The following is a 5,101-nucleotide window of genomic DNA, read 5'->3' as shown; positions in this document are numbered from 1 at the left end:
GACGCCGAGCTGGGGCTGCGGGCGACCACGGCCGAAGAGGTCCGCGCCTCGTTTCAACGGGTCCGGGCAGCGCCCGGGGAACGGTGGAAGGGCGGGTAGGGGACCTCGCCCCGCGTAGCGGCCCCCGGCCCCCTGAGGTGGCGTACCCGTGCCCTACTCAGCGGCCCCGCAAGGGATCTGAGCATCCGTACTCAGGACCGACCGCCCCCGCGAGGCCATCGTGGACGCATGCCCATACAGCCGCAGCCCCGCGTCGGCATCACCGCCGTCGGCAGCCTCCTCCCCGAGGACGCCCTGTCCTCGGACGACCTCCAGCAGGAGGTCGCCCGCCGCAGCGGCATCGCACTGCCCGCCCGGCTCCTGACCCAGGCCACCGGGATCGTCTCGCGCCGGGTGGCGCCCGAGGGCGTGTACGCGTCCACGCTCGCGGAGGGCGCGGCCCGCCGGGCGCTGGCGGCCGCCCCGCTGGACCCGCTCGACGTGGACCTGCTGGTGTTCGCCTCCGCCTCGCGGGACCTCGTCGAGCCCGCCACCGCGCACATCGTGCAGGCGGGCCTCGGCTCGCGGGCCCACGCCGTCGACGTCACGAACGCCTGCAACAGCTTCGTCAACGGCATCGACCTCGCCCGCAGCATGATCCTGGCCGGCCGGGCCCGGCGGGCGCTCGTGGTCACCGGGGAGACCCCGAGCCGCGCGGTCCGCAAGGACCCGGCCGACTTGGCGGAGTTCCGCGCCGCCTTCGCCGGCTACACCTTCGGCGACGCGGGCGCGGCCGTCGTCCTGGAGGCGGTGGAGCGCGGCGGGATCCTGCACGTGGACTGCGAGACGCGCTCGGAGCACTGGGAGGTCGGCGGGATCCCGGGCGGCGGGTCGCGGCACCCGCGCGGGGACGCGTACACCTACTTCCAGGGCGACGGGCACGAACTGCGCGGGGTCTTCGAGAAGACGGGCACCGCGGTCATCGAGCGGACCCTGCACCGCACCGGTATGGACTGGGACGGGTTCGCGAAGGTCCTGGTGCACCAGGTGACGGTGCCGTACCTGGAGCGGTTCGCGGAGCTGACCGGGGTGCCGGCGGACAAGCTGGTGGTGACGGTGCCCGAGCTGGGCAACGTGGCGAGCGCGGGCATCGGCGTGCAGCTCGACCGGATCTTCGGTGAACTGGAGCCCGGGGAGCGGGTGTTGTTCGTCGGACTGGGCGGCGGGATCAGCATCATGACGATGGTCTGGGAGAAGTCGTGAGCGGCGCGCGGATGTGGGTGGTGGTGCCCGCGCACCAGGAGGCGGCCCGGATCGGCGGGACCCTGCGGGCGCTGGCCGCGCAGCGGGACCGGGACTTCACGCTGCTGGTCGTCGACAACGCCTCGGCGGACGGAACGGCCGGTATCGCGCGGGAGTTCGCGGCGGGCGCTCCCTTCCCGGTGGAGGTGATCGAGGAGCCGGAGAAGGGGGTCGGCTCGGCCGTGGACACCGGATTCCGGTACGCGATCGCGCGGGGCGCGACCCTGCTGGCCCGGACGGACGCCGACTGCCTGCCCGCGCCCGGCTGGGCGGGTGCGGCGCGCTCCGCGCTGCTGGCGCGGCCCGGGCTGGTGTGCGGGCGGATCACGGCGCGCCGCGACGAGCACGGGCCGCTGGGCCGGGCCGCGTTCACCGGACTCGTGGGGCTGGCCGCGCTGTTCGGGCGGCTGCGGCCGGAGCACGCGCGGCGCCGCGGCTACCGGGCCCCGTACCGGATGCACGCGGGCAACAACATGGCGATCACCGCCGAGCTGTACCTGGCCGTGGGCGGGATGCCGCGGCGGCCCTCACCGACGGACCGGCTGTTCCTGAACTCGGTCCGCCGCCACACCGACCGGATCTCCCGCTGCCGGGGCATGGTCGTGGAGAACTCCACCCGCCGGCTGCGGGCCTACGGGCTCGCCGGGACCGCCCGCTGGTACCTGGACCAGGGCAGCGGCACACACGGAACGGACGACCCCCGCTGATGCTGGACCGACTGGAACACGCCCTGCGCGCCCGGCCCGAGCGGCCGGCCGTGCTCACCGCCACCCGGGCCGGGGGCACCCGGGTGCGTGCCACCGGGGGTGAACTCGCCGAGCTGGCGGACGCGTTCGCGGCCGCCCTGTACGCGCGGGGGCTGCGGGCCGGGGACACCGTGGGGGTGGCGGTGCGGCCGGGGCCGCGTGCGCTCGCGGTGCTGCTGGCGCTGTGGCGGCTCGGGCTGCGCGGGGCGGTGCTGGACCCGGGGGCCGGGGCCGAGGTGCTGCGGGCCCGGCTGGCGCTGGCCCGGCCGGCGCTGGTGCTGGCGGACGCGGCCGCGCAGGCGGTGGCGGGGTGGGCGGCGCCGCTGGCCCGGCGGGCCCGGCTGGAGCTGCCGGAGCTGGCCGCGCTGGGGCCGGTGGCCACCGTCGGGCCCCGGCTGCCGGGGTGCGCGCCCGCGCTGGACCTCGGGGCGCCCCGGGCGGGGGTGCCGTCGGGGTTCGAGGGGGACGGGGACGCGGTGGTGGTGTTCACCTCGGGGACCACGTCCCGGCCGCGTGCGGTGGTGCACTCCCGGGCGGGGCTGGCGGCCGGGATGGAGACGGTGGCCTCCCTCTTCGGCGCCGGCGGCGGCGCGCCCGTGCTGGGCGGGACCTTCTTCGTCCTGGTGCCCTCGCTGGCCCAGGGCTCGCCGGTCGCGCTGCCGGCCCGCTCCCCCGCCGTGCTGGCCCGGCAGCTGGCGCGGCTGCGGCCCGGGGACACGTACCTGACGCCGCCGCAGCTGCGGGACGCGCTCGGCGCGGGGGCCCGGTTCGGGGGCCGGGTGTGGACGGGGTCCGCCCCGGCGGGCGCGGGCCTGCTGGGACGGGTCCGGGAGGCCGGGGCGCGGGAGGCGTGGGGGGTGTACGCGCTGACGGAGCTGTTCCCGGCCGCCGCCGTGGAGTCCCGGGAGAAGGCCGCCTTCGACGCGGCCGGGGACCTGGTGGGCGCCCCGCTGCCCGGGGTGCGCACGTCCGTGGACGCCCGCGGCGAGCTGCTGCTGACCGGGCCGGCCGCCCGGGACCGCTACCTGGGCGAGGAGCCCGACCCGTGGGTGCGTACCGGAGACCGGGCGCGGCTGGACGGGGCGGAGCGGATCGTGCTGGAGGGCCGCTGCAAGGACATGGTGCTGCGGCGGGCCGAGAACATCTACCCGGGGCTGTACGAGCCGGGCCTGCACGTGCCGGGCGTGGAGCTGGGCGTGCTCGTGGGGGTTCCGGCGGGCGACGGGGACGAGCGGCTCGTCGCGGTGGTGCAGCCCCGGCGCGGGGCGTCCGAACCGGCCCTGCGCGCGGCCCTGTCGGAGCCGATGCGGGCGATGGGCACGGCCCGGCCGGACGCGCTGCTGTTCGCGGACATCCCGCTGTCGGGGCGCTCGCGCAAACCGGACCGGGCGGCGGTGTCGGCGCTGGCGGCGGCCCGGCTGGGAAGGGGCGCGGGATGAGCCTGTGGGTGGTGGTCCCGGCGTTCGAGGAGGCGGGGTCGATCGGGGCGACGCTGGCGGCGCTGGCCGCGCAGGAGGACACCGGGTTCCGGCTGCTCGTCGTCGACAACGCCTCCACGGACGGCACGGCCGGGATCGTACGGGAGTTCGCGCGCTCGGCGCCGTTCCCCGTCGAGCTGGTGCACGAGCCGGAGCCGGGGGCCGGGACGGCGGCCGACACCGGGTTCCGGCACGCGGTGCGCGGCGGGGCGCGCCTGCTGCTGCGCACCGACGCGGACTGTCTGCCCGCCCGGGACTGGACGGCCGTGGCCCGGGCGGAGTTCGGGCGGGGCGCGGAGATGCTGTGCGGGCGGAGCGTGCCGCGCCGGGACGAGCGGCCGACGTTCGCCGAGGCCCGGCTGCTGCCGGCGCTGGTGCGGCTGACCGCGCTGTACGGGCGGTGGCGGCCCGCGCACCGGGGGGCGCGCTTCCGGGCCCCGTACGTGCTGTGCCACGGCCACAACCTCGGTATCACCGCCGATCTGTACCTGCGCTGCGGCGGGGCTCCGCGCGAGCGGCTGGAGGAGGGGTCGGAGGACGTCACCCTGCTGGGCCGGGCGCGGGAGCACAGCGCCCGGGTGGTGCGCTGCGAGCGGCTGGTGGTGGAGAACAGCCTGCGGCGGCTGCGCTCCTGGGGTGTGCGGCGCACCCTGCTCTGGTACTGGGACCGGCGTTACCGGCCCGTCGACATGAAAGAGGTCCACGTCCGATGACCAGCCCCCACTCCCGGGCCCGCAGGCGGGACCGCCGGGTGTACCTGCGCAGCCATCCCCTCCTGTTCGGGCTGCTGGCCGCTTCGCGCGGGCGCGGTGTGCGGCGGCTCGGCGGGACGGTGCTGGTGCACGACGCGGACGCGTACCGGCAGGCGCTAACCCGGCTGCCGCTGGACCGGACGGCGGCGGGGACCACGGGCGGGGCGGCCCGGGAGGCGCTGCGCGGCGCCGGGGGCGTGCTGTTCGACCAGGAGGGCGGCGGACACCGGGCGGACCGGCGCGCCCTGGCCGACGGGCTGGGCGCGGCGGGAGTGGAACGGCTGCGGGAGGTGTGGCGGCCGCTGCTGGTACGGGGGCCGGCGCCGCTGGGGCGGGGCGGCCAGGTGGAGGTGGTGGCGCTGGCGCGGGAGCTGGCGGGGTCGGTGGTGTGCGCCCTGCTGGACCGTGCGGCCGACCCGCGCGTGCTCGCGGAGGCGGCCGCCGGGGCGGCGGCGGCCTCGGTGCGGGACCATCTGCCGGGGCTGCCCCGGCCGGGCGCGGCGGCGGAGGCGGTCCGGGCCGCGGAGCGCCTCCGGGAGGTGCTCGGGGACGCGGATCCCCTGGCGGCGATGGTCGCGGTGGCGGCGGTGAACACGACGGTGGCGGCGCTGCCCCGGGCGGTGGCGTGGTGCGCGGACGCCGGGCTGTGGGGGCAGGCCGGGGACGCGGAGCTGCGGCCCCGGCTGGCGGAGGAGTTGCTGCGGGTGACGGCGGCCTCGCCGGTGCTGCCCCGGGTGGCGGCGGCGGACGGGGTGGTCGGGGGCTGCCCGGTGCGGGGCGGGGACCGGCTGCTGCTGGTGGCCCGGCACGCGGCGGGGGCGCACCGGCGGGACCCGGACGGCCG

The 5,101-nt window shown here is 78.3% G+C and carries 5 protein-coding genes; all 5 read left to right on the top strand.

The features are described 5' to 3' along the window. Positions 1 to 228: 228 nt before the first annotated feature. Entirely contained in the window at positions 229 to 1,242 is a 1,014-nt protein-coding gene (locus AB0O29_RS34010) for a ketoacyl-ACP synthase III (RefSeq protein WP_365159743.1), read from the top strand. Next, on the top strand, positions 1,239 to 1,988 hold the full coding sequence (locus AB0O29_RS34005) for a glycosyltransferase family 2 protein (protein WP_365159740.1): 750 nt from the start codon (positions 1,239 to 1,241) through the stop codon (positions 1,986 to 1,988). The genes AB0O29_RS34010 and AB0O29_RS34005 overlap by 4 nt, the downstream gene beginning before the upstream one ends. Continuing rightward, on the top strand, positions 1,988 to 3,466 hold the full coding sequence (locus tag AB0O29_RS34000; protein WP_365159737.1) for a class I adenylate-forming enzyme family protein: 1,479 nt from the start codon (positions 1,988 to 1,990) through the stop codon (positions 3,464 to 3,466). Before AB0O29_RS34005 ends, AB0O29_RS34000 begins: the two co-directional genes overlap by 1 nt. Next, positions 3,463 to 4,218: a glycosyltransferase family 2 protein gene (locus AB0O29_RS33995; protein ID WP_365159734.1), complete on the top strand. Its 756-nt coding sequence runs from the start codon at positions 3,463 to 3,465 to the stop codon at positions 4,216 to 4,218. The genes AB0O29_RS34000 and AB0O29_RS33995 overlap by 4 nt, the downstream gene beginning before the upstream one ends. Next, positions 4,215 to 5,101: cytochrome P450 (locus AB0O29_RS33990; RefSeq protein ID WP_365159732.1), on the top strand; the 887-nt coding region annotated here is incomplete at its 3' end. The genes AB0O29_RS33995 and AB0O29_RS33990, both read left to right, overlap by 4 nt.

The organism is Streptomyces sp. NPDC089915 (assembly GCF_040684675.1).
GTDB lineage: Bacteria > Actinomycetota > Actinomycetes > Streptomycetales > Streptomycetaceae > Streptomyces.
This window is presented reverse-complemented; position numbering and strand designations above follow the sequence as displayed.